Source organism: Mycobacterium sp. DL592 (assembly GCF_011694515.1).
Taxonomy (GTDB): Bacteria; Actinomycetota; Actinomycetes; order Mycobacteriales; family Mycobacteriaceae; genus Mycobacterium.
Genome location: NZ_CP050192.1, coordinates 4,089,281 through 4,109,035 on the forward strand (window position 1 = coordinate 4,089,281; position 19,755 = coordinate 4,109,035).

General features: G+C 67.2%; 22 protein-coding genes and 1 pseudogene. 6 read left to right on the forward strand and 17 right to left on the reverse strand.

Features of this window, described 5'->3' with window-relative positions:
* Positions 1 to 37: 37 nt before the first annotated feature.
* The 15 genes and pseudogenes from HBE64_RS19680 to rpsJ form a co-directional block, all read right to left on the reverse strand.
* A complete protein-coding gene (locus HBE64_RS19680; protein ID WP_167105959.1) occupies positions 38 to 1,711 on the reverse strand; it encodes an ABC transporter in 1,674 nt (557 codons plus the stop codon).
* Positions 1,708 to 3,183, reverse strand: coding sequence for a glycosyltransferase (locus tag HBE64_RS19685; protein ID WP_371744017.1), 1,476 nt, complete (start codon positions 3,181 to 3,183; stop codon positions 1,708 to 1,710). The genes HBE64_RS19680 and HBE64_RS19685 overlap by 4 nt, the downstream gene beginning before the upstream one ends.
* Complete coding sequence (locus tag HBE64_RS19690) at positions 3,180 to 4,667, reverse strand: hypothetical protein (RefSeq protein ID WP_167105962.1); 1,488 nt, start codon at positions 4,665 to 4,667, stop codon at positions 3,180 to 3,182. Before HBE64_RS19690 ends, HBE64_RS19685 begins: the two co-directional genes overlap by 4 nt.
* A gap of 32 nt (positions 4,668 to 4,699) precedes the next feature.
* Positions 4,700 to 6,649, reverse strand: a complete 1,950-nt coding sequence (locus HBE64_RS19695; protein WP_243841388.1) for a cellulose biosynthesis cyclic di-GMP-binding regulatory protein BcsB — start codon at positions 6,647 to 6,649, stop codon at positions 4,700 to 4,702.
* 186 nt (positions 6,650 to 6,835) lie between these two features.
* The gene (gene rpsQ / locus HBE64_RS19700; protein ID WP_167105965.1) at positions 6,836 to 7,144 is read right to left on the reverse strand and encodes a 30S ribosomal protein S17; all 309 of its coding nucleotides are present in this window, start codon (positions 7,142 to 7,144) and stop codon (positions 6,836 to 6,838) included.
* Positions 7,144 to 7,377: a 50S ribosomal protein L29 gene (gene rpmC, locus HBE64_RS19705; protein ID WP_167105968.1), complete on the reverse strand. Its 234-nt coding sequence runs from the start codon at positions 7,375 to 7,377 to the stop codon at positions 7,144 to 7,146. The genes rpsQ and rpmC overlap by 1 nt, the downstream gene beginning before the upstream one ends.
* Positions 7,377 to 7,793 (reverse strand): 50S ribosomal protein L16, encoded by a 417-nt coding sequence (gene rplP / locus HBE64_RS19710; RefSeq protein WP_115321961.1) that lies wholly within the window; start codon positions 7,791 to 7,793, stop codon positions 7,377 to 7,379. The genes rpmC and rplP overlap by 1 nt, the downstream gene beginning before the upstream one ends.
* Before the next feature lie 2 nt (positions 7,794 to 7,795).
* Positions 7,796 to 8,623 carry a 30S ribosomal protein S3 gene (rpsC, locus tag HBE64_RS19715; RefSeq protein WP_167105971.1) on the reverse strand — a complete coding sequence of 276 codons (828 nt, stop codon included), beginning with the start codon at positions 8,621 to 8,623 and terminating at the stop codon, positions 7,796 to 7,798.
* A 32-nt stretch (positions 8,624 to 8,655) separates the two neighbouring features.
* Positions 8,656 to 9,087 (reverse strand): annotated as a pseudogene (gene rplV, locus HBE64_RS19720) (50S ribosomal protein L22); the annotation flags it as partial.
* Positions 9,088 to 9,089: 2 nt separating this feature from the next.
* A complete protein-coding gene (gene rpsS, locus HBE64_RS19725) occupies positions 9,090 to 9,371 on the reverse strand; it encodes a 30S ribosomal protein S19 (RefSeq protein WP_010908582.1) in 282 nt (93 codons plus the stop codon).
* 17 nt (positions 9,372 to 9,388) lie between these two features.
* A complete protein-coding gene (gene rplB / locus HBE64_RS19730) occupies positions 9,389 to 10,228 on the reverse strand; it encodes a 50S ribosomal protein L2 (protein ID WP_167105977.1) in 840 nt (279 codons plus the stop codon).
* A 30-nt stretch (positions 10,229 to 10,258) separates the two neighbouring features.
* On the reverse strand, positions 10,259 to 10,561 hold the full coding sequence (rplW, locus tag HBE64_RS19735; RefSeq protein ID WP_167105980.1) for a 50S ribosomal protein L23: 303 nt from the start codon (positions 10,559 to 10,561) through the stop codon (positions 10,259 to 10,261).
* Positions 10,561 to 11,214: a 50S ribosomal protein L4 gene (gene rplD, locus HBE64_RS19740; RefSeq protein ID WP_167105983.1), complete on the reverse strand. Its 654-nt coding sequence runs from the start codon at positions 11,212 to 11,214 to the stop codon at positions 10,561 to 10,563. Before rplD ends, rplW begins: the two co-directional genes overlap by 1 nt.
* On the reverse strand, positions 11,214 to 11,867 hold the full coding sequence (rplC, locus tag HBE64_RS19745; RefSeq protein WP_167105986.1) for a 50S ribosomal protein L3: 654 nt from the start codon (positions 11,865 to 11,867) through the stop codon (positions 11,214 to 11,216). The genes rplD and rplC overlap by 1 nt, the downstream gene beginning before the upstream one ends.
* Before the next feature lie 14 nt (positions 11,868 to 11,881).
* A complete protein-coding gene (rpsJ, locus tag HBE64_RS19750; RefSeq protein WP_003883485.1) occupies positions 11,882 to 12,187 on the reverse strand; it encodes a 30S ribosomal protein S10 in 306 nt (101 codons plus the stop codon).
* A 438-nt stretch (positions 12,188 to 12,625) separates the two neighbouring features.
* On the opposite strand from rpsJ, the gene HBE64_RS19755 reads away from it, so the two are divergent.
* The 5 genes from HBE64_RS19755 to HBE64_RS19775 are packed head-to-tail and all read left to right on the forward strand — an operon-like array spanning position 12,626 to position 16,056.
* Entirely contained in the window at positions 12,626 to 13,120 is a 495-nt protein-coding gene (locus HBE64_RS19755) for a hotdog fold domain-containing protein (protein ID WP_167105989.1), read from the forward strand.
* A 33-nt stretch (positions 13,121 to 13,153) separates the two neighbouring features.
* Complete coding sequence (locus tag HBE64_RS19760) at positions 13,154 to 14,215, forward strand: dihydrodipicolinate reductase (protein WP_167105992.1); 1,062 nt, start codon at positions 13,154 to 13,156, stop codon at positions 14,213 to 14,215.
* 53 nt (positions 14,216 to 14,268) lie between these two features.
* A complete protein-coding gene (locus HBE64_RS19765; protein ID WP_243841695.1) occupies positions 14,269 to 14,682 on the forward strand; it encodes a VOC family protein in 414 nt (137 codons plus the stop codon).
* On the forward strand, positions 14,669 to 15,460 hold the full coding sequence (locus HBE64_RS19770; protein ID WP_243841389.1) for an SDR family NAD(P)-dependent oxidoreductase: 792 nt from the start codon (positions 14,669 to 14,671) through the stop codon (positions 15,458 to 15,460). The genes HBE64_RS19765 and HBE64_RS19770 overlap by 14 nt, the downstream gene beginning before the upstream one ends.
* Entirely contained in the window at positions 15,457 to 16,056 is a 600-nt protein-coding gene (locus HBE64_RS19775; protein ID WP_167105998.1) for a TetR/AcrR family transcriptional regulator, read from the forward strand. The genes HBE64_RS19770 and HBE64_RS19775 overlap by 4 nt, the downstream gene beginning before the upstream one ends.
* Here the strand turns inward: HBE64_RS19775 and HBE64_RS19780 are convergent.
* Positions 16,053 to 17,615: a carboxylesterase/lipase family protein gene (locus HBE64_RS19780; RefSeq protein WP_167106001.1), complete on the reverse strand. Its 1,563-nt coding sequence runs from the start codon at positions 17,613 to 17,615 to the stop codon at positions 16,053 to 16,055. The genes HBE64_RS19775 and HBE64_RS19780 overlap by 4 nt on opposite strands.
* 189 nt (positions 17,616 to 17,804) lie before the next feature.
* Here HBE64_RS19780 and HBE64_RS19785 point away from each other — a divergent pair, with 189 nt between their 5' ends.
* Positions 17,805 to 19,055: a cytochrome P450 gene (locus HBE64_RS19785; RefSeq protein ID WP_167106005.1), complete on the forward strand. Its 1,251-nt coding sequence runs from the start codon at positions 17,805 to 17,807 to the stop codon at positions 19,053 to 19,055.
* Here HBE64_RS19785 and HBE64_RS19790 read toward each other — a convergent pair.
* Positions 19,021 to 19,677 carry a TetR/AcrR family transcriptional regulator gene (locus HBE64_RS19790; protein WP_167106008.1) on the reverse strand — a complete coding sequence of 219 codons (657 nt, stop codon included), beginning with the start codon at positions 19,675 to 19,677 and terminating at the stop codon, positions 19,021 to 19,023. The genes HBE64_RS19785 and HBE64_RS19790 overlap by 35 nt on opposite strands.
* Positions 19,678 to 19,755 lie beyond the last annotated feature (78 nt).

Genomic DNA, 19,755 nt, shown 5'->3' on the forward strand with positions numbered 1-19,755 from the left:
TCGGGTAGGAATCACCTGTGGAACCTCGGTCGTGTCCTCAGGCTTCGGGGACCGGTTCGTTGACCCGGTAGAGTCGCCAGTTCGGTTGGCCGACCCCGTCATTGGGGATCTCCAGCTCGAGGGTGGCGACATCGGCGCCGGTGTCATACAGCGTCGGGTATCGCTGGTTGAGAGCGTCGGACACCCCGCGGCCGGTCGGTGGCACGGCGAGGAGGTATCTGACGCCGTTGCCCGACGGATTGTTGAGCAGACGGACGAAGTCCGGGTCCGACGGCACGACGAAGGTGCGCGGGTGCCGCGAGGCGGCGACGACCGCGAAACCGTAGACGGTGTCGGTGATGACCGAACTGTGCGGGAGGTCGAGGTCGTCGAGGTAGGCGGCGATGGCCCGTTCGGTCGAGAAGGTGCGGGCGATGCGATGTTCGACGGCCTTCTGCGGGCTGATGCTGTCGGGGGCGGGGTTGATCACCGCTCCCAGCGCGTATTCCTGGGGCGCGTACTGCGGCAGGCTCATCCCCCACCCGGCAACCGGCACGCTGATCGCGAGAGCCAGCGCTACTACCGCGTATCCGGTGCGGGTGCGAGTCGAGCGCGTCGGCGAGGGCGCCACGGCGTTGCGGCCGCGACGTTTCGGTGTCACGAAGGCGCCGTCGGGGACGGCCAGCATCGCCAGGCACGCCGAAAATGGAATCGCGATGATGTAAAAGCGCAGAAACGGGAACGTCGAGCCGGCCGCGAAGGTGAGCGCCTGGAACGACAGCGCCGCACCGTAGATGGCGAGCGGCGGAACCAGCATGGTCCAGTTCGGCCTTCGCCAGCGGATGAGCCCGGCCCACACCCCGATCGGGATCAGCGTGGGCGCAAGCAGCAGCGTGCAGGTGGCCGCGAACAGCAGCCCGCTGGCCGCCCCGGACTGCTCGGCGCCGGACTGTCGCAGGATCGCCGAATTGCCATACTGAGAGGTGAATTGGGCGAATGCCTCACCGGTGATCAACCAGCTCGCGGCCGCCCAGCCGATGAATGCGACGAACCCCGGAGCGCTGACCAGCATGAGGTCGAGCAGGGCGCGGCGAACCCTCGGCGGACGCCGCGCACGCAGGTAGGTGGTGGTGCCGACGACGAATCCGGCGGCGGCCACACACGCGACGGCGTCGTAGCGGGTCAGGTAGGCAAGTCCCATCGCGATGCCGCCGGCGACGACGAGGTGGTGCACGTCGTCGTCGACCATCCAGAGGATCAGCCGGTGCACCGCCCAGGAGATGAAGAAGATGAACGGCGCCTCGCTCATGCCGTTGGAACCGTAGAAGATGATCATGGGATTGAGGCCGAACAGAACTGCGATCGTCAGCGCATACCAGCGGGGCAGGCCGCGGTCGGTGCCCATCGACAGGATCTGCACCACCGCGCCGGCCATGAAGGCCGCGGACATGATCGACCCGGCGAAGGCCCGTGCCGCCAGGTCCGGGAAGATCGGGCTCGCCGCGATGACCGGGATCTGCACCATCGCGGTCAGAGGTGTGAAGATGAACCCGATTGCGGCCAAATGCGGTGAGCGGCTGAACAATACACTCTGGGCGGCCGACACCCTCGACAGTGCGTCACCGAGGATGAAACCGTTGTCCACCTGCAGCCAGTAACCGACCAACACGTACACCACGAACGACGCCAGCCACGCCATCGTCTTGAGGCGTCGATCGGTGAGCACGGTCATGAGGCCGCGGGCTCGGCATCCGGCTTCTGGGACAGACCGTGAAACGTCTTCTCCCAGTAGGACGGATTGCGGATCAGCTGATAGGTGCCCTTGGCCGCGGCGATACTCATCATGACGAAGAACACCGGCACGGTCAGCCCGGCGACGAGAAGGTCGGCGCGGTCGTCCTCGCGCAGCGCGATCAGGTTCATGTAGAGGGTTGCCCCGTTGCCAAGGATCAGGGCCGCCAGCGCGGGAAAGTAGATGTACCAGGGAAAGACCGCTTCGACGACGGCCGGCTGGCCCAGGAACCACAGCGCCGTGATGAACCAGAACAGCAGGTTGAGGACCGCGATGATCGGGGTGCCCGCCATGACCAGGTTGAACCGGATGAAACTTCGGATACCGATGGTGCGCAACAACTGCCGGGGCCGCCTGATGTGGACCAGCCAGGTTTGCAGGTAGCCCTTGTACCACCGCGAGCGTTGCCGGATCCAGTTGATCGGGTCGCTGTTGGCCTCCTCGAGCGTCACCGAGTCCAACACCGCCGTCTGGTAACCGGATGCGGCGATCCGCAGTCCGAGATCGGCGTCCTCGGTGACGTTGAACGGATCCCATGCCCCGATGCGGTCCAGTACGTCGCGGCGTAAGTGGTTGGACGTGCCGCCGAGCGGGATCGGGGAATTGCTGCGCATCATGCCGGGCAGCAGATAGCCGAACCACAAGCCGTACTCGGCGGTGAACCATCCGGTCAGCAGGTTCTGATGCCCGTTGTGGTAAGCCAGTTTGGCCTGCACGCAGGCGGTGTTGTCGGGCAGTTCCCGGAATGCCGCCGCCACCCGGCGCAGCTGCAGCGGCTCGGGAAGGTCTTCGGCGTCGTAGATGGTGACGATCTCACCGGAGGCGAATTCGAGCCCGTAGTTGCAGGCCTTGGGTTTGGTCCTGGGTTCTGCGGGCGGCACGAGCACGATGGTGATCGTCTCGGAGTCGGCGCAGCTCTCGGCCGCCCGGATGGTGACGTCATCGTCGGCTTCGAGCAGCAGCAGCACCTGCAACTTCTCGGCCGGGTATTCCAGGGCCGCCATGGCGCCGAGGAGGTCGGCCACCACCTCCGGTTCGTTGTAGGCCGGAACCAGAATCGTGTAGGCAGGCAACTCATCGTCGGGGATGGCCCGGGCCTTCTCGTCGGAGATCACCAGGGCCGCCGACGCCAGGCCCTGCTTGAAGATGAGCACCCGGTCGAGCATCGTGAACACGTAACCGAAGGTGCACAACCCGATCAGCGCGACCGCGGTCGGCATCGGTACCCAGATCGCGAAGCCGACGGTCACCACCAGCAGCGCCCAGAGCACCGCGCGCTGCCAGCCCATCACCGGATTGGCCGCCGAACGCATCGGATCGTCGTCGCGCAGACCGTCGACCGCGCGATGCAGCGCCCGCTGCTTCTCCTCGTCGGTCGCGTCGTCGTGGCTGCGCACCATCCGCCCGCTCATCCCAGGGTCTCCGAGCCCTTGAGCTGGGCATCGACCAGACCCCGGCCGAACTGGGTGAGCATCTCGGCGTCCTTGAACTCCGGGTCCTTGTTGGTCGTGACGGAGTTGCCGCGGAACAGCACGGTGAACAGCGTGCCCAACGTCGGCAGCAATGCCCCATTGGGTTCCGGGAACGGCGCTTCGGCCTCGTGGTTGTCCACCGCGCCGATCAGCACCCGCTGCGCCGAGTCTTCGTTGCGCCACTGGAACACCAGGATGTTCCAGGTCACCAGAAGCTGGTCGTCGACGACGCTGAACATGAAACCGGTGACGCCGTGGCCGAGTTCGACCGGGCGCGGCTCACTGAGCCGACTGGACGCGACGTCGTAGAGCACGACCGAGGAGTAGACGTTGAAGGAGAACGGCCGCCAGGTGTTGGTGGAGTCCACGATCACCTTGCGCGGTCGGGAGAATTTGTCCCACTTGGGATTTCCCGTATCGGCGATCATCGTCTGGCGCAGCAGCGTGGAGTCGTGACCGAACAGTCTGCGGACCCAGTTGTACTCGGTCTGTTCGGTGGTGTGCCAGCCCACCGGTGCGTCCAGCGGTCGCCCGAACGTCATCCAGGACACCTGGGTGGTCGGTGGACTCGTCGGGCCGGGCAGCGTCACCAGCGACAGGGCGATCGCGACGGCCAGCACCAGCGGCAGGCCGGACCAGACGTCTTTGGCGGCAAGGGGTTCCATCCGGCGGTCCAGGACGCGCTTGGGTGCCCCGCGGCGGGCGAGGAAGTACAGAGCCAACCCGACCAGGGCGATCGCGGTGACCGCTGGAATCATCTGGAACGCGAAAACCGGTGCGCTGGGCCGCACGACGGCCATCACCATCAAGACGATCATGCCCACGCCCCAGGAGCCGACGGCACCGACCACCGCCCGGCTTCTCGTGCGGCCGACGGCGATCGCGGTGGCGGCGGCGGCGATGATCAACACCGCCGCGCCGGCGGCCACCCGGCTGCCGCCGAGGAGGATGACCACGATCTGGTACGGCAGCGGAAACACGGCCAGCAGCAGCAGCCACACCCACGCGAATCGGGTCACCGGCCGCAGTCCGAACAACACCACGCTGGCGCTGACCACGAAGAACCACATGGCCAGCAGGTCGAGCCGCAGCAGCTGGAAATAGCTTGCATACCGTTGCAGCAGAACGCCGTGCACCATCAGGGCCGCACCCATTCCGATGATGCCGACGATGATGTCGGTCTGACGGTCGTGGATGGGTAGTTCGGTGCGTTCGCGACGAGCCACCCCGATGGCGGCCATGATGCCGGCCATCGGCACGACCCAGATGTAGCCGTTGAGACTGCCCGCCCGGCTGGACTCCAGCAGTGATTCCAGGGACTGGCGGAACGCGACCACGGTCAGCACCGCGATGAACGCCCACCGGAACACCAGCCGATAGACGGGGCGGACCCCATGCAGCCACGGCGTGGGTGGTTCCGCCACGTGCGGCGGTGTCGCTGCCGTCGCCGTCATCGTCAGCCGCCGGATTCGCCTCTGCGGGAACGCACCAGGATCAACGCGGTTCCGACAGCGGCCACGGCGACGATGCCGCCACCCAATGCCCACGCCCAGGTCTTGCGGTCCTCGGTGCCGGCCGGCGCCGGCTCGGCGATTCCAGGCTGCGGACCAACGGTGACCGGACTGTGGCCCGGTGTGGCGACGAGGGCGGTGCCGGTGAGCCTCGACCACCGGCGTGGGTCGCTGCTGAGCCAGCGCAGCAGCTCGTCGAGTTGTTCGGGTGCGCCGCTGGACGTGGCGACCAGGATCGAGCGTTGTCCGTCGAACACCGTCTGAAGGGACCCGAACATGATGGCCGGATCGAGGGTCAACGTGGTCGGCTCACCCGCACTGTCGAGCCCCTCGAGCGACAGCCTGCCGTTGGTGGGGCTGACAGGCAGGGTGACCTGGGTGAACTTCCAGCCGTCGGCGGCCACGATCACTGCCGGCAACTTGCTGTTCACGGCCGTCTGCACGTCGGTGACGGCGACGTCGATCGGTAGGGAGCTGAGCCGTTGCAGACCGGTGATGATGGTGGTGGCCCGCACCGTGTCGTCGAAGGCGTTCACGCCGATCCCGACCTGCACTCGGGGCATCAACGACTGCGGCAATGACTGGAACCCGGCGGGCACCGGCGGCGTGGCGGGGGTGCTCTGCACCACGCTGCCGCCGTCGATGGTCAGCGTGAGCGGCTGGAATTCACCGCACCGTCCGGTGTTGCCAGCGATGTTCAGTGCCACTCCGAGATTGGTGTAGCGCTGCAACAGCCGATCGGGCACGTTCACCCAGCGGTCGAGCACGCCGCCGCTGTCGGTGGACCAGCTGTCGATGGTCTCTCCCCCGACGAGGGCGACCAGTCGGGCGCTGACGGAGGCCGGAACCGGGGTGTAGGAGCCCATCAGGTGCACGCGCACGTTGTGCGCCGAGCGGCCCAGCCGGGTCTGGTCCAGACCGACGGTGACCTGAGGGGCGAGCGCCACGGCGGTCACCCCGTTCTGGCCCAGCTCGCGCAACGTCGTGACGTTGCCGGGCAGCTGCGCGGTGGTTCTCAGCGGACCGGCAACCGCCTTGGAGCTCAGCGCCAGCCTCGAGATGTCCGAGGACAACAACCGCGTCTGATTGGTCAGTTCGTTGGCCCGCCCCGAGATTCGCAGAGCGGGGACGACGCCGTCACCGGTCTGCAGCGACAGTCCGGCATCGGGACCCTCTTGAATGACGATTCCCCGCTCGAAGGGAAACTGGGGCGCAGCCGGCCCGGAGCCGATCGTGGTCACCGCGACGGTGGTGGCCTGGGTGCCGTAGTGGGCTACGGTGGCGGCGGCCAACCGGACCGCGGCTTCGGACTCCACCTTGCTGGGGTTGGCCGGGATCGCGATCGTCAGCTTGCGGAGCACCGGCGGGAGGAACTCGGCAACGGTGGTGGGCGGCAGCTCGACGCCGTCGAACGTGACCGAACCGTTGACCAGCCGCAGCGGGTTTGTCGGGTCCAGGCAGTAGCCCTGGACCGGGACCAGGTACGTGCGCAGCGTGACGGTCACCGAGTTGTCGATGATCTCCGCGCCGGCGAGCGGGATCACGATCGGCGCCTGGTCGACCGGGGGGAGTGGGATGCGGGCGATCGTGCGGTCGTCCTGAGTGACGCTGAGCGTGCCGGACGCGACGTTGATCGGAAGCTCAATGGTCGCGTTCAGCGCCACCGGCACCAGGCCCTGCGGCACCGGGAAGGTCAGGGTCGCGGTGCCCTGGTCACCGTAGAAGGCCAGCGGCGCGCCGGAGCCCATGTCGACCAGGGCGATGGTGGGTGAATTCGATAGCGGGACAGGGTCGCCCGGTTCGGCAATGACCGCGGGAGCGGTCCACATGGCCAGCGCGACCAACGCGGCGGCCAAAGCCGACCAGCGCGGTGATCTGTTCTGCACCTGAAGCATGGGGGTCGCCTTGCTAACGGGGCCGTCAATTCCCAACAGTCTCACATACAACTTAGGTCACTGGCGTGCGATCCCGGAGGCAAACCACTCAGTCACCCGTCGCTTCACGCTGCGGTCCGACCCCGTCCCCAAATGACAATGCCCACCACCTGATGAGGTGATGGGCACTGTGCAAAGGTGGGTGGCCTACTTGGCCTTCTCCAGAACGTCCACGAGCCGCCAGCGCTTGGTGGCCGACAGCGGACGGGTCTCCATCAGCGAGACCCGGTCGCCGATACCGGCGAGACCTTCCTCGTCGTGGGCCTTGACCTTCTTGGTCGTCCGGATGATCTTGCCGTACTTGGGGTGCTGGGCACGCGACTCGATCTCGACGACGATGGTCTTCTCCATCTTGTCGCTGACCACGTAGCCGATCGCGGTCTTGCGCCGGCCGCGGGGCTTCTCGGCGGCCGGGGTGTAGTTGGGTCCAGCCGATTTTGAAGGGTTTTCTGCCATCACGATTCCTCACCAGCGGGTCCGGAGGCCAGACCCAGTTCACGTTCGCGCAGCACCGTGTAGATGCGTGCGATTTCTTGCCGGACCAAGCGAAGCCGACGATTGTTGTCCAGCTGCCCGGTGGCCATCTGGAAGCGCAGGTTGAACAGCTCTTCCTTGGACTCACGCAGCTTTTCGGCCAACTCGTCGTCGGTCAGTTCGCGCAGTTCGCCGGCGCTGACGCCAACAGCCATCAGAACTGCTCCTCTCGGGTCACGATGCGTGCCTTGATCGGCAGCTTGTGGATAGCGCGGGTCAGTGCTTCGCGCGCAATCTGCTCATTGGGGTAGCTCAGCTCGAAGAGCACGCGGCCCGGCTTCACGTTGGCCACCCACCACTCCGGGGAACCCTTACCCGAACCCATGCGGGTCTCGGCGGGCTTCTTGGTCAGCGGACGGTCCGGGAAGATGTTGATCCACACCTTGCCGCCACGCTTGATGTGCCGGTTGATGGCGATACGAGCGGACTCGATCTGCCGGTTGGTGATGTAGGCGTGCTCCAGTGCCTGGATGCCGTAGTCACCGAACGTCACCGACGTTCCACCGCTGGCGATACCACGCTGCCTGGGGTGGTGTTGCTTGCGGTGCTTGACTTTACGGGGAATCAACATGATTAGTTCTCCGTGCTCTCAGCGGCGGGCTCGACGGCCGAAGCCTCGACCGTTTCCGCCGGACCTTCGCTGGCCGCGCGGCCGGCTTCGGTGCTCGTCGCGGTGGTGCCCGACGCGCCGCTGCGACGCGGGCGGGTGCCCGTCGGACGCTCACGACGCGGACGGTCGGCCGCAGGCGCGGCGGCGGTCAGCTCACGCTTGCCACCGACGATGTCGCCCTTGTAGATCCACACCTTCACGCCGATACGGCCGAAGGTGGTCTTGGCCTCGTACAGCCCGTAGTCGATGTCGGCACGCAGGGTGTGCAGGGGCACACGGCCTTCGCGGTAGAACTCCGACCGGCTCATCTCGGCGCCGCCGAGACGGCCCGAGCACTGCACGCGGATGCCCTTGACGTTGGGCTGCCGCATGGCCGACTGGATGGCCTTGCGCATCGCGCGGCGGAACGCCACGCGGTTGCTCAGCTGCTCGGCCACGCCCTGGGCGACCAGCTGCGCCTGCGCCTCGGGGTTCTTGACCTCGAGGATGTTCAGCTGAACCTGCTTGCCGGTCAGCTTCTCCAGGTCGGCGCGGATGCGGTCGGCTTCGGTGCCGCGACGTCCGATGACGATGCCGGGACGCGCGGTGTGGATGTCGACACGAACCCGGTCACGGGTGCGTTCGATCTCCACGTCGGCGATGCCGGCGCGCTCCAGACCGGTGGCCAGCAGTCGCCGGATGGCCACGTCTTCCTTGACGTAGTCGGCGTACTGCTTGTCGGCGTACCACCGGGACTTCCAATCGGTGGTGATACCGAGCCGGAAGCCGTGGGGATTGATTTTCTGGCCCACTACTCCGAGCCCTCCTTCGTCTGTTCGGCCGTCTTCTTCGCAGCCTTGCTGGCCTGCGCACGGCGGGCGCGGGTGGCGCTGGCCGAGGTGCCTGCGTCCTTCTTCTTGCTCGGACGGCTCTCCACGATCACGGTGATGTGGCTGGTGCGCTTGCGGATCCGGTACGCGCGGCCCTGGGCGCGCGGACGGATTCGCTTGGCCGTCGGACCCTCGTCGGCGTACACGGTGGCGACCACCAGGCTTGCCGGGTCGAGGCCGTTGTTGTTCTGCGCGTTGGCAGCGGCCGAGGCGATCACCTTGGCGACCGGCTCGCTCGCCTGTTGCGGCGCCCAGCGCAGGATGTCCAGCGCCTCTTCAACCGACTTGCCGCGGACCAGGTTGATCACCCGGCGCGCCTTGCTCGCCGAGATACCGACGTACTTCGCAACAGCTGTGGCAGACGGATATTCAGTCGTCGTTGTCATGGTTATCGACGCTTCGCTTTCCGGTCGTCCTTGATGTGACCCTTGAACGTCCGCGTCGGGGCGAACTCGCCCAGCTTGTGACCGACCATGGCCTCGGTGACGAACACCGGCACGTGCTTGCGGCCGTCGTGGACGGCGAAGGTGTGACCGATGAAGTCCGGGATGATGGTCGAACGACGCGACCAGGTCTTGATGACCTGCTTGGTGTTCTTCTCGTTCTGGACGTCGACCTTCTTGAGCAGATGGTCGTCGACGAACGGACCCTTCTTAAGGCTGCGTGGCATCTTTGGCTACTCCCTGCCTAGCGCTTGTTCTTGCCGGTGCGCCGGCGTCGGACGATGAGCTTGTCGCTCGGCTTGTTTGGCTTGCGGGTACGGCCCTCGGGCTTACCCCACGGGCTGACCGGGTGGCGGCCACCGGAGGTCTTGCCCTCGCCGCCGCCGTGCGGGTGGTCGACCGGGTTCATCACGACACCACGGACGGTGGGGCGCTTGCCCTTCCAGCGCATGCGGCCGGCCTTGCCCCAGTTGATGTTCGCCTGCTCGGCGTTGCCGACCTCGCCGACGGTGGCGCGGCAGCGCACGTCGACGCGGCGGATTTCACCTGAGGGCATACGCAGGGAGGCGTAGGCGCCTTCCTTGCCCAGCAGCTGGATGCTCGAGCCGGCCGAGCGGGCCAGCTTGGCACCGCCGCCGGGACGCAGCTCGACAGCGTGGATGACGGTACCGGCCGGGATGTTGCGCAGCGGCAGGTTGTTACCCGGCTTGATGTCGGCGTTCGGACCCGACTCGATGACGTCACCCTGCGAAAGTCCCTGCGGGGCAATGATGTAGCGCTTCTCGCCATCGAGGAAGTGCAGCAGCGCGATGTTCGCGGTGCGGTTCGGGTCGTACTCGATATGCGCGACCTTGGCGTTGACGCCGTCCTTGTCATTACGACGGAAGTCGATGACGCGGTAGGCACGCTTGTGGCCACCACCCTTGTGCCGGGTGGTGATTCGGCCGTGCGCGTTGCGGCCGCCGGTGCTGTGCAGCGGGCGGATCAGCGACTTCTCCGGAGTCGAGCGAGTGATCTCGGCGAAATCGGAGACGCTGGCACCGCGGCGACCGGGGGTCGTCGGCTTGTACTTGCGAATTCCCATGTTCTGGTTCCTGAGTTCTTTCGTGCCGGCTTAGGCCGGTGCTCCGAAGAGGTCGATCGGCTTGCTGCCGGGGGCCAGGGTCACGATCGCGCGCTTGGTGCTCTTGCGCTTGCCGAAGCCGGTCCGGGTGCGCTTGCGCTTACCCTGCCGGTTGGCGGTGTTCACGGAGTCGACCTTCACGGCGAAGATCTTCTCGATGGCGATCTTGATCTGCGTCTTGTTCGAGTCCGGGTGGACGATGAACGTGTAGACGTTGTCCTCGATCAGTCCGTACGACTTCTCCGAGATGACCGGAGCCAGGATGATGTCGCGGGGATCAGTCTGGATAGCCATCAGGCGGACACCTCCTGCTTCGCCTTCGCGGCGTGCTCGATGTAGGCGTTGAGGGCCTCCACGCTGAACACCACGTCGTCGGCGTTGAGCACGTCATAGGTATTGAGCTGATCGGGCGAGATCACGTGCACACCGGGCAGGTTGCGCACGCTCTTCGCACCGACCTCGTCGCTGCGGCCGATGACGATCAGCACCTTCTTGTTCTCGGTCAGCGTGCCCAGGAACGTCTTGGCACTCTTAGTCGAGGGCGTCTGGCCTTCGACCAGTTCGGTGACCGCGTGGATGCGCTCGTTGCGGGCCCGGTCGGACAATGCGCCGCGCAGTGCGGCGGCGATCATCTTCTTCGGGGTGCGCTGGCTGTAGTCGCGCGGCTGCGGGCCGTGCACCACACCACCACCGGTGAACTGCGGCGCGCGGGTCGAGCCCTGACGGGCGCGGCCGGTGCCCTTCTGCCGGTACGGCTTCTTGCCACCGCCGGAGACCTGAGCGCGAGTCTTGGTCGCGTGGGTGCCCTGACGCTTGGCGGCCAGCTGCGCGGTGACAACCTGGTGCATCAGCGCCACGTTGGCTTCCACGTCGAACAGCTCGGCAGGCAACTCGACGCTGCCGTCCTTCTTGCCGCCCGGAGTATGGACGTCAATCTTGAGACTCATTACTTCTCACCTCGTTTGACCGCGGTGCGAACCATCACCAGGCCGCCGGTGCGTCCGGGGACGGCACCCTTGATCAACAGGACGCCGTTCTCGGCATCGACCTTGTGCACCAGCAGGTTCTGCGTGGTGATGCGGTCGCTACCCATCCGGCCTGACATGCGGGTGCCCTTGAAGACACGGCCCGGGGTGGCGCAGCCACCGATCGAACCCGGCCGGCGGTGCACCGCCTGGGCGCCGTGGCTGGCGCCCTGGCCACGGAAGCCGTGGCGCTTCATGGTGCCCGCGAAACCCTTGCCCTTGCTGGTGCCGGTGACATCGACGTAGGCACCGTCGGCGAAGATCTCCGCCGTCAGTTCCTGGCCGACCTCATACTCCGCGGCCGCGGCCTCGTCGTCGAGGCGCAGCTCGGCCAGGTGCCGGCGCGGGTTGACCCCGGCGGCGGCGTACTGACCGGTGACCGGCTTATTGACCTTGCGGGGGCTGATTTCACCGTAGGCGAGCTGCACCGCGCTGTAGCCATCACGCTCGGGCGTACGGATGCGGGTCACCACGTTCGGGCCGGCCTTGACGACCGTCACCGGGACCACGCGATTGTTCTCGTCGAAGACCTGGGTCATGCCCAGCTTCGTACCCAAGATTCCTTTTCTAGCCATCTGTCCGCCGACTCCTACTGAATGTTCACGTCGACGCTGGCCGGCAGGTCGATGCGCATGAGCGCGTCAACCGTCTTCGGCGTCGGGTCGAGGATGTCGATGAGCCGCTTGTGAGTACGCATCTCGAAGTGCTCCCGCGAGTCCTTGTACTTATGCGGGGAGCGGATGACGCAGTACACGTTTTTTTCCGTCGGCAGCGGCACCGGCCCGACCACACTGGCGCCGGTTCGAGTGACCGTTTCCACGATCTTGCGCGCCGAGGCGTCAATGGCCTCATGGTCGTAGGCCTTGAGCCTGATGCGGATCTTTTGTCCCGCCACGCTTCTCCTACCTTCACTCCTGCTTGGTCCCCGCAAGGGGACACGGTGGTCTGCGCTACGCCCTGAAGCGTCGCGCTGGCTGTCGCCGCCGCTCTTTACCTGTCCTGGTGCTCCGGCCCCCGCGGTCGGGTGTGTCGCCCTCACGCGGCCCCGAAGGCGCGGTGAAATCCGTCGCACTCCGAGGATGGGACCGGACGCGCCCGTTTGGGCGCCGGTCGTACACCTTGAGCGGCACGCTCCCGACAGGGTGCGAACCCGGCTCAAGGCAACCCGAACAGTATGCCTTAGATCGCGGCACCAGCCAAATTCGGTCGAGCACCAGCCAAATCAGGTTGGAGCGCCGGCCAAATCACTGCACTGCCTGCTCAGCGTACGTGCACCGGTGCTGCGCCGATCCGGCCGGGAGGCTGATCTTACTGCGGAGTAAGGTCGGCCCTCATGGCTGCGACCCCCGGGCTGACGACCGGCACGTACCGGATCTGGCAGCGGCTGTCCCGGTACCCCGGGGGCAGCCTGGTGTTCTCCGCCGCGGCGGCCGCGCGGGTGCCCTTCTTCGCGACGGTCCTGCCCCACATCGTCCGCATGGAGCCCGGCTACGCCGAGGTCAGCATCCGCAAATGGATCCTGACCTACAACCACCTGCGCACCGTGCACGCGATCGCGATGTGCAACGCCGCCGAGATGGCGATGGGGATGTTGATGGAGGCGACGGTCCCGACCACCCATCGCTGGATCCCGAAGGCGATGGACGTGCAGTACCTGCACAAGGCGACGACCTCGCTGCGGGCCTGCGCCCGGCTCGATCCGCCGGACTTCGCCGCGATCACCGAGGGCGCCGAGATCGTCGTGCCGGTCAGCGCCTACGACCGGGCCGGCACCGAGGTGTTCCGTGCCGAGATCACCACCTGGGTCACACCGGCCCGGATTTCCTGACAGTTACTGCCATAACGGCATAGCATGCCGGGCATGTACCGAGTCATTCAGTGGGCGACCGGCGGTGTCGGCAAGGCGGCGATCCAGGGCGTGCTGCGCCATCCCGAACTCGAACTCGTGGGCTGCTGGGTCCACAGCGACGACAAGAACGGCCGCGACGTCGGCGAGCTGATCGGTCAGGAGCCGATCGGTGTCGCCGCCACGACCGACATCGACGCGCTGCTCGCCCTCGACGCCGACTGCGTCATGTACTCACCGCTGCTGCCCGACGAACAGGTGGTCGCCAGGATCCTGCGGTCGGGCAAGAACGTCGTCACGCCGGTGGGCTGGGTGTACCCCGATCCGCAGAGCCCGCCGGTGCGGGCCATCGAAGAGGCGTGTCTGGTCGGCGGCGTGACACTGCACGGTTCGGGCATCCACCCCGGCGGCATCACCGAACGTTTTCCGTTGATGGTGTCGTCGCTGTCCTCGGCGATCACCCACGTCCGCGCCGAGGAGTTCTCCGACATCCGCACCTACAACGCTCCCCTGGTGGTGCGAGAGGTGATGGGCTTCGGACTGACCCCGGAGCAGGCGATGAGCGGGCCGATCGCCGCGCTGCTGGAGGCCGGCTTCAAGGCCTCGGTCCGGATGGTCACCGACCAGTTGGGCTTTCGCGCCGAACCCCGTATCCGCTCGACCCAGGAGGTCGCGGTCGCCGTCACCGGCACCGACGAACTCGTGGTTCCGATGGAAGCGGGCACCGTGGCCGCCCGGCGATTCCGCTGGCAGGCCATCGTCGACGACACCCCGGTAGTCACCGCCGCGGTGAACTGGCTGATGTGCGAGGTCGAACTCGATCCGCCGTGGACTCTGGGCGAGCAGGGTGAGCGCTTCGAGGTCGAGATCACCGGCGACCCCGACGTCTCTCTGACGTTCAAAGGGCTGCAACCGGAATCGGTTGCCGAAGGGCTCATCCGCAATCCGGGGGTCGTCGCCACCGCCAACCACTGCGTCAGCGCCATCCCCTATGTGTGCGAGGCCGCGCCCGGCATCAAGACCTACCTGGACCTGCCGCTCATCGCCGGCCGGGCCGCCCCCGGCCTGGCCCGCTGATGGAACCGGTTGCCGACCTGAGGTTCTCGCACCTGGTGGTGGGCGTGACGGATATGGACCGGGCGCTGTCCTTCTATCGAGGTCTGCTCGGCATGGACGTCGTGTTCGACCAGGCCATGTCCGGTGAACCCTTCGACGCCGCGCTCGGCGGCTCCGCCGGGCACCAGGGCCGTGTCGTCGGCGGCCTGGTCGGCGGGGTGATGCTCGAACTGCTGTCACTGGGCGGCCCGGCCCGCCCGGCCCGCAGGTCGATCGTGGGCAATCAGAACATCTCCCTGTCGGTGGCCGACCTCGACGACACCTATCGCCGGGTCCGTGCCGCCGGCTACGAACCCGACCAGGCGCCCTTCGAGATCGCCGGGGTGCGGATGTTCTTCGTCAAGGACCCCGACGGCACCTCCGTTGAATTCATCGAATTCCCAACGCCGGCAAGGACATCGGAGGAACTACACCGTGGCACTGGATGACGCGCAGCCGTACTGGCATCCGAAATCCCTCGCCGGCCTGCGGGCGATCGTCACCGGTGCGGCCCTGGGTGTCGGCCGCGGCATCACCGCGGCACTGCTGGAACGCGGCGCTTCGGTGCTGCTGGTCGACCGCAACCCAGCGGTGAACAAGGTGGCCGACCAGTTCGCGACCGAGGGACACCGGGCCGTCGCACTGGTCGCCGACCTGTGCGACCGCGCCAGCTACGCTCACATCGTCGACACCGCGGTCCAGCACCTCGGCGGGCTCGATGCGCTGGTCAACAACGCCATCGCGAGCAACGAGCCAAAGCCGTTCGGCGATATCACCATGGCCGACTATGACCTGGTCTTCGACATCGGGCCGCGGGCCACCTTCTTTCTGATGCAGGCGGCCCACCCGGTGCTCAAGGCCGCAGGCGGCGGATCGATCGTGAACCTCGGCTCTGGCAGCGGCACCGGCGGGCAGACCTGGTTCGGAGCCTACGCCGCGGCCAAGGAGGCGATCCGCGGCATGTCGAAGGTCGCCGCCCTGGAATGGGGATCCGACAACATCCGGGTCAACGTGATCTGCCCATTCGCCAACTCCGACGGCGTGCGGGGGTGGAGCGAGGCGTTCCCCGACGTTTACGGCAAGGTCGTGAAAGGCATTCCGCTGCAACGGGTCGGCGATACCCACGACGACATCGGCGCGATGGTCGCCTTCCTGGTCAGCGCCGATGCGTCCTACCTCACCGCGCAGACCATCCACGTCGACGGCGGGATGGGAACCTTCCGGTGACCGACACGCCCTCGCTGCGGGACAGGCAACGGGCCCAGGTGCGCGCAGACATCCACGCCGCGGCCTACCGCCTGTTCGCCGCGCGGGGCTACGCCAACGTGACCACCGAGGACATCGCGGCCGAGGCGGCGGTGTCGCCTAGGACGTTCTTCCGTCACGTGGCCACCAAGGAGGAGTTGCTGCTCGGCGCGGTCCAGCGCGGTGGCGCGGCGATCGCGGCGCTGCTGCAGCGCCGGCCGCCGGACGAGCCGCCCGATCTGGCGCTCTCGGCAGCCATCATCGGGCGGGTCGGGTCGTTCGACGACGCCGACCTGCAGAACTGGCTGGCGGTGATCCTGACCGCACCGGAGTTGCTCGACCGCGTGACCCTGCTCGCCGGTCAGGACCGCAACCGCCTGGTCGAACTGATCGCTGACCGGATGGGGCTTGATTCCGCCCAGGACAGCAGGCCCGGGCTGCTGGTCCAATTGTCTTTGGCGGCAGCTGATTTCGCGTTCCAACGCTGGGTGCGCGACGGCAACACCCGGCGCCGGTCGCTGTCGCGCGACGTGCAGGACGCCCTCGCCGTCGTCGAACATCCCCGGTGGCGGGGCTAGCGGGTACCTTTCAGCGTCGCCCAGAACTGACACTGGTGGCGAGCGGCGAAATCGGTGACGACGGACAGCGCCCCGGTCTGCAGCGACAACCGAGGACCGGTGGTCGAGTCGGCCCCCAGCTGCGGCCACTGCAGCTGGCCGACGACGTCTGGGGTGCCGGTCTTCACGAACTGACTCCAGTAACCGATCATCTGGTCGGAGAGCTGGCGCTGCGCGGGATTCAGCGGTGGCGCCCCACCGATGTCGAACAGGTAGCGCAGGTCGAGCCCGTGGCTGGCGCCGACCGAAAACGGAACCAGCCGGAACGGGTCGGGCGCGGGAGCGTTCCGGTCGTTGAACTCATAGGCGTACACCGGGCCGCTGTGCGCCAGGTTGCTCGCCATTTTGTCTGCAGGACAGGCGAATTGACTGTCCGTGACGGCGGCCGAGTATGCTCGCCCGGCGCTGCCGCCGTAGCGCTGCAATGGATAGTGCGCGCCCACCGCCGCCGCGTCGGCACCGAACGTGTCGGCCAGCAGCTTCGAATACGGTGGCAATCCGTGCCCACGCAGGTACTGGATGGCGACGAACAGGGTGAACTCGTCGGTGGTGGTGCCGATGAGGACGGGAACCCGCGGGACCTTGCCGAGAGCGAACCCGGTCATCGGGTCGACCGGCAGCTTGTCGGTGCCGGTGACCGGGCCGGTGAGCCAGTCCGCGCCGAATCCGACGTACAGCGGCGGACGCAGCAGGCGGTCGACGGGCATGGCGCGCAGGCATTGCGCGACGCTGCCCGGATCCGGGCAGCCGGCCCGCCGCGCGTAGTCCAGGCTGACGCGCTGGGCGGTGGGACGGTCGGACTGGGTCTGGCACGGCCCGCTCTGCAGGATCGCCGCGCGGAACAGCCCGGCCGATTCGGGTGCGACGAGGTGGTCACACACCGACATCGCCCCTGCGGACTCCCCCGCGATGGTGACCTTGGCCGGATCGCCGCCGAAGGCACCGATGTTGTCCTGCACCCAGCGCAGTGCGGCCTGCTGGTCTTGCAGTCCGTAGTTGCCCGCGTCGCCGGTTGGGCTCAGCGCCGGGTGAGCCAGGAAGCCGAGTGTGCCCAACCGGTAGTTCACGGTGACCACGACGATGTCGCCCTGGGTGGCCATCCACCGCGCGTCGTAGATATCGGCGCTGCCGTTGAGGAACCCGCCGCCGTGGATCCAGACCATCACCGGTCGCGGGGTGGTCGGGGTGGCTCCGTCGGGCGTCCAGACGTTGAGACTCAGGCAATCCTCACCGGTCGGGCGACCGTAGTCGGGATCGGTGCGGGTGTCCTGCGGGCAGCGCAGGCCCGGCCTGGTGGCGTCACGCACGCCCTGCCACGGCGGCACCGGCGCAGGCGGCTGCCAGCGCAACTCGCCCACGGGCGACGCCGCGTACGGGATGCCGTCGAACACCCGGTATCCCGGTGCGGCGACGCCGCGAACCTCTCCGCCGGTGGTGTGCACCACCGTCGGTTGAGGTGACGCCGCGGATTCGGATTCACTGCCGCCCCGGGCACACCCGGCGACCAGGACGAGGCTCATCAGGGCCGCAACGACCGACCGGAGTGGGCGAAGCGATCGGTGCGGCACGGGAGTCGAGCCTACGCGGAAGCCGGGACAGGGCCTTCGGTCCTCAATCGTCCGAAAGGACTTCCGCTATCGGCGAGCATCGCCCACACTACTAACCTGACACCCGTCAAGTTTTGCGCATCAGTGAGCGAGGAGACCCGTATGACCACCCGGATCATGGACCCCGCAGCCCGTGTTCTGGCCGACCCGCAGGCCTACACCGACGAGAAGCGGCTGCACGAAGCGCTGGCCCACCTGCGGGCGCATGCGCCGGTGTCCTGGGTCGACGTCGAGGGGTACCGGCCGTTCTGGGCGATCACCAAGCACTCCGACATCATGGACATCGAACGGCAGAACGACCTGTTCACGAACTACCCTCGGCCGCTGCTGGCGATCACCGAGGCCGACGAGAAGCTGCTGCGCGACCTGGAAGCCGGCACCGGTCTGCGGACCCTGATCCACATGGACGATCCGCATCATCGCGACGTCCGCAAGGTCGGCGCCGACTGGTTCCGGCCCTCGGTGCTCAAGTCACTCAAGGCCCGCTGTGACGAGCTGGCCAAGATCTGGGTCGACAAGATGGCCGAGAAGGGCCCGGAACTCGACTTCATGACCGAGATCGCCGTCAACTACCCGCTCTACATCATCCTGACCATGCTGGGCCTGCCGGACTCGGACTTCCCCCGCATGCTCAAGCTGACCCAGGAGATGTTCGGCGGCAACGACGAGGAGTTCCAGCGCGGCGGCGACGTCGACGACATGCTGGCGGTTCTGATGGACTTCTTCAACTACTTCTCGGCGCTGACCGCCTCGCGCCGCGAAACCCCGACCGACGACCTGGCGTCCGCGATCGCCAACGCGAAGATCAACGGTGAGCCGCTGTCGGACATGGACACCCTGTCCTATTACGTCATCGTGGCCAGCGCCGGGCACGACACCACCAGCGCCGGCATCGCCGGCGGTATGCGGGCCCTGCTGGAGCACCCCGACCAGTTGGCCCGGCTGCAGAACGACATGTCACTGATGGGCACCGCGGTCGAGGAGATGATCCGCTGGGTGGTGCCGGTCAAGGAGTTCATGCGCACCGCTCAGGAGGACACCGAGGTGCGCGGGGTGAGGATCGCCAAGGGCGAAGCCGTGCACCTGACATATGTTTCGGCCAACCGCGACGAAGAGGTCTTCGTCAATCCCGACAAGTTCGACGTGGGCCGCGACCCCAACAAGCATCTGTCGTTCGGTTACGGTGTGCACTTCTGCCTCGGCGCCTCACTGGCCCGCATGGAGATGAACAGCTTCTTCACCGAACTCATCCCGCGGATCAAATCCATTGAGCTGGCCGGAAAACCGGAACTGATGGCCACCACCTTCGTCGGCGGCCTCAAGCACCTGCCGATTCGGGTCGAGCTGAAGTGACCTCGGGTGCCGCGGGCTTGCGGTGGACCGCCAGGAAGCCTTCCACCGCTTTGCGCGCGCAGGCGCGGTAGTCGAAGTCGGTCAGGGTACTGATCCGTCCGGCGACAAGCGGTCCGATCAGCAGCATGATGGCCTGTGCCCGGTCCACTTCGCCGAGTTCGGCCGCGGCCTCCGGACTGTCGAAGATCGCGTCGAACGGGGCGCCGTACTGCTGGGCGATCCGTTCCCGCAGGGTGCTGATCTCCGTGCTGTCCGTGTCGGCGGTGCCGGGAATCCGTTCCATGTCGGGGCCGAGCGCCAGCCAGTAGGTGGCGGTCAGCAGCACCGGAGTGTCGGCGATCAGCTCGGCTTGCGCCTGCACCAGGGCCACCAGCCGCTCCTGCAGCGAGCCGGTCTCCGGCGGCATCGGCGCGGGCGGGATCAGGCTGTTGAACGCCGCAGCCAAGAGATCGTTGCCGCTGGGGAAGTGGCGGTAGAGGGTCGCCCGGGCTACGTTGGCACCGCGGGTCACCGCATCCACCGTCACCGCGCTGGGCCCGCCGGTGCGCAGCAGAGCGGTCGCCGCATCGAGCAGCCGCGCGCGGGAGCGCGCCGGCCGCGGATCGCTGCGTTGGCCCGTCATGGCGCCCCTCCTTCCCCGGCTCGTGCTGCCCCGATCCAGCCTGACCAGGGTACCGATAGCCGGTGGCACCGCCTGCGA